The organism is Bartonella sp. AS69XJJH (assembly GCF_042195585.1).
In the GTDB taxonomy this organism is placed as follows: Bacteria; Pseudomonadota; Alphaproteobacteria; order Rhizobiales; family Rhizobiaceae; genus Bartonella.
This window is the reverse complement of sequence record NZ_JBHIOO010000036.1, coordinates 2,778-6,150: the sequence shown is the minus strand read 5'-3', so window position 1 is coordinate 6,150 and position 3,373 is coordinate 2,778. Positions and strand designations below refer to the sequence as shown.

Here is a 3,373-nt window from a genome sequence, read left to right as displayed (position 1 = left end):
TTTGGTTGCGGGGGCAGGATTTGAACCTGCGGCCTTCAGGTTATGAGCCTGACGAGCTACCGGGCTGCTCCACCCCGCGTCATATATATTAGAACAAGATTTTTTTATTGTCTACTCTGAGTATTGAGTATTGGTATGATAATATTTTTTATTTTTGAATTGTTAGATATCATGCCTTTAGCAGACCTGGCGGCGACTTACTCTCCCGTGCCTTAAGGCAAAGTACCATCAGCGCTGGAGCGTTTCACGGCCGAGTTCGGGATGGGATCGGGTGCGTTCACTCCGCCATAACCACCAAGTCAGCAAAAAGCATGAATGATGAGAAGCTGGAAATTTTATAATTTAAGAATGGATATAGGAAATGAGAACGATCAAGTCGATCGAACGATTAGTATCAGTAAGCTTCATGTGTTACCACACTTCCACACCTGACCTATCAACGTGGTGGTCTACCACGGTTCTCAGGGAATACTCGTTTTCAGGTGGGTTTCCCGCTTAGATGCCTTCAGCGGTTATCCCTTCCGTATATAGCTACCCTGCTATGCGGCTGGCGCCACAACAGGTCCACCAGAGATACGTCCATCCCGGTCCTCTCGTACTAGGGACAGATCCTGTCAATATTCCAACACCCACGGCAGATAGGGACCGAACTGTCTCACGACGTTCTGAACCCAACTCACGTACCGCTTTAAATGGCGAACAGCCATACCCTTGGGACCTGCTCCAGCCCCAGGATGCGATGAGTCGACATCGAGGTGCCAAACAACCCCGTCGATATGGACTCTTGGGGGTCATCAGCCTGTTATCCCCGGCGTACCTTTTATCCGTTGAGCGATGGCCCTTCCACACGGGACCACCGGATCACTATGACCGTCTTTCGACTCTGCTCGACTTGTCAGTCTCACAGTCAGGCAGGCTTATGCCATTGCACTCAACAAACGATTTCCGACCGTTTTGAGCCTACCATCGCGCGCCTCCGTTACTCTTTAGGAGGCGACCGCCCCAGTCAAACTACCCACCATACACGGTCCCGAATCCGGATAACGGACTGCGGTTAGACATCCATATCGATAAGGGTGGTATTTCAAGGATGACTCCACAAGAGCTAGCGCCCCTGCTTCAAAGTCTACCACCTATCCTACACATACAGACACAAATGCCAGTGTAAAGCTATAGTAAAGGTGCACGGGGTCTTTCCGTCTAACCGCAGGAACCCCGCATCTTCACGGGGAATTCAATTTCACTGAGTCTACGTTGGAGACAGCGGGGAAGTCGTTACGCCATTCGTGCAGGTCGGAACTTACCCGACAAGGAATTTCGCTACCTTAGGACCGTTATAGTTACGGCCGCCGTTTACTGGGGCTTCAATTCAATGCTTGCACATCTCCTCTTAACCTTCCAGCACCGGGCAGGCGTCAGACCCTATACGTCGTCTTGCGACTTCGCAGAGCCCTGTGTTTTTGGTAAACAGTCGCTACCCCCTGGTCTGTGCCACCCTCTAACGGTTGCCCGCTAAAGGGTCACGCTTCTTCCGAAGTTACGCGTGCAATTTGCCGAGTTCCTTCAACGTAGTTCTCTCAAGCGCCTTAGTATTCTCTACCAGTCCACCTGTGTCGGTTTGGGGTACGGTCTATATGTGGGAGCTATTTCCTGGAACTGCTTCACTGCAAGATCAATCCAATAAGATCTTACAATATATGCAATCCGTCACTACCCACAGGTCCACGAATATTAACGTGGTTCCCATCGACTACGCCTTTCGGCCTCGCCTTAGGGGCCGACTCACCCTGCTCAGATTAACTTTAAGCAGGAACCCTTGGACTTTCGGCGAGGGAGTCTCTCACTCCCTTTATCGTTACTCATGTCAGCATTCTCACTTCCGATACCTCCAGGAGCTCTCACGAGTCTCCCTTCACAGGCTTACGGAACGCTCCGCTACCACTTACTCAATGAAGAGTAAATCCACATCTTCGGTGTATGGCTTTAGCCCCGTTACATTTTCGGCGCAGGGACCCTTATTTAGACCAGTGAGCTGTTACGCTTTCTTTAAATGGTGGCTGCTTCTAAGCCAACATCCTGGTTGTTTTGGGATCCTCACATCCTTTCCCACTTAGCCATAACTTGGGGACCTTAGATGGTGGTCAGGGTTGTTTCCCTCTCCACGACGGACGTTAGCACCCGCCGTGTGTCTGCTAGTTAGTTCTTCCAGGTATTCGGAGTTTGGTTAGGTTTGGTAATCCGGTGAGGACCCCTAGCCCATCCAGTGCTCTACCCCCTGGAGAATTCGACTAACGCTCTACCTAAATAGATTTCGCGGAGAACCAGCTATTTCCGAGTTTGATTGGCCTTTCACCCCTAGCCACAAGTCATCCCAATCTATTGCAACAGATACGGGTTCGGCCCTTCAGTAAGTGTTACCTTACCTTCAGCCTGCTCATGGCTAGATCACTCGGTTTCGGGTCTAATCCAACGAACTGAACGCCCTATTCAGACTCGCTTTCGCTACGCCTACACCTACCGGCTTAAGCTTGCTCGTTAGACTAAGTCGCTGACCCATTATACAAAAGGTACGCCGTCACCCAGAACGTATCTTGGGCTCCGACTGTTTGTAGGCATTCGGTTTCAGGTACTATTTCACTCCCCTTGTCGGGGTACTTTTCACCTTTCCCTCACGGTACTGGTGCGCTATCGGTCATGCACGAGTACTTAGGCTTGGATCGTGGTCGACCCATGTTCAGACAGGATTTCACGTGTCCCGCCCTACTCTAGGACTTAAATCAGATTTACGTATACGGGACTATCACCCACTTTGGTACGACTTTCCAGTCGTTTCTACTTTTCTTAATTCAAGCCACTGGCCTGGTCCGCGTTCGCTCGCCACTACTAACGGAGTCTCGTTTGATGTCCTTTCCTACAGGTACTTAGATGTTTCAGTTCCCTGCGTTTGCTTCTTACACCCTATTTTATTCAGGTGTAGATACCTTTATTAGACGACTAGAAAACTAAACTGTCTTTTTACAAAAACAGCTTAATTTTTCTAGCCATCAAAGGTGGGTTGCCCCATTCGGAAATCTACGGATCAAAGGGTATTCGCACCTCCCCGTAGCTTATCGCAGCGTATCACGTCCTTCATCGCCTGTGCATGCCAAGGCATCCACCAAATGCCCTTAAGACACTTGATCGTTCTCATTGCCAATATTCATTCATTGTTTGTCCGCATTCTTGTGTCTTGTGCAAAACAAAGCGCAAAACAAACCAAATATCAGCAGAAAAGACCAGCTTCTCGAGATATATTCAATGGCGCGGTTAAGCTTCCAATCATAAGCAAGGGCTTTGAGCATTCCCTTGCGACACAATGTCTCTTTTTCTAAAT

General features: G+C 49.4%; 1 tRNA gene and 2 rRNA genes. All 3 read right to left on the bottom strand.

The window, feature by feature from the left end:
- Positions 1 to 2 precede the first annotated feature (2 nt).
- The 3 genes from ACFIK6_RS08800 to ACFIK6_RS08790 all read right to left on the bottom strand — a co-directional run bounded on the left by ACFIK6_RS08800 (position 3) and on the right by ACFIK6_RS08790 (position 3,182).
- A tRNA-Met gene (locus ACFIK6_RS08800) sits at positions 3 to 79 on the bottom strand.
- 105 nt (positions 80 to 184) lie between these two features.
- Positions 185 to 299 (bottom strand): 5S ribosomal RNA (rrf, locus tag ACFIK6_RS08795).
- Between the two features lie 68 nt (positions 300 to 367).
- Positions 368 to 3,182 (bottom strand): 23S ribosomal RNA (locus ACFIK6_RS08790).
- Positions 3,183 to 3,373 lie beyond the last annotated feature (191 nt).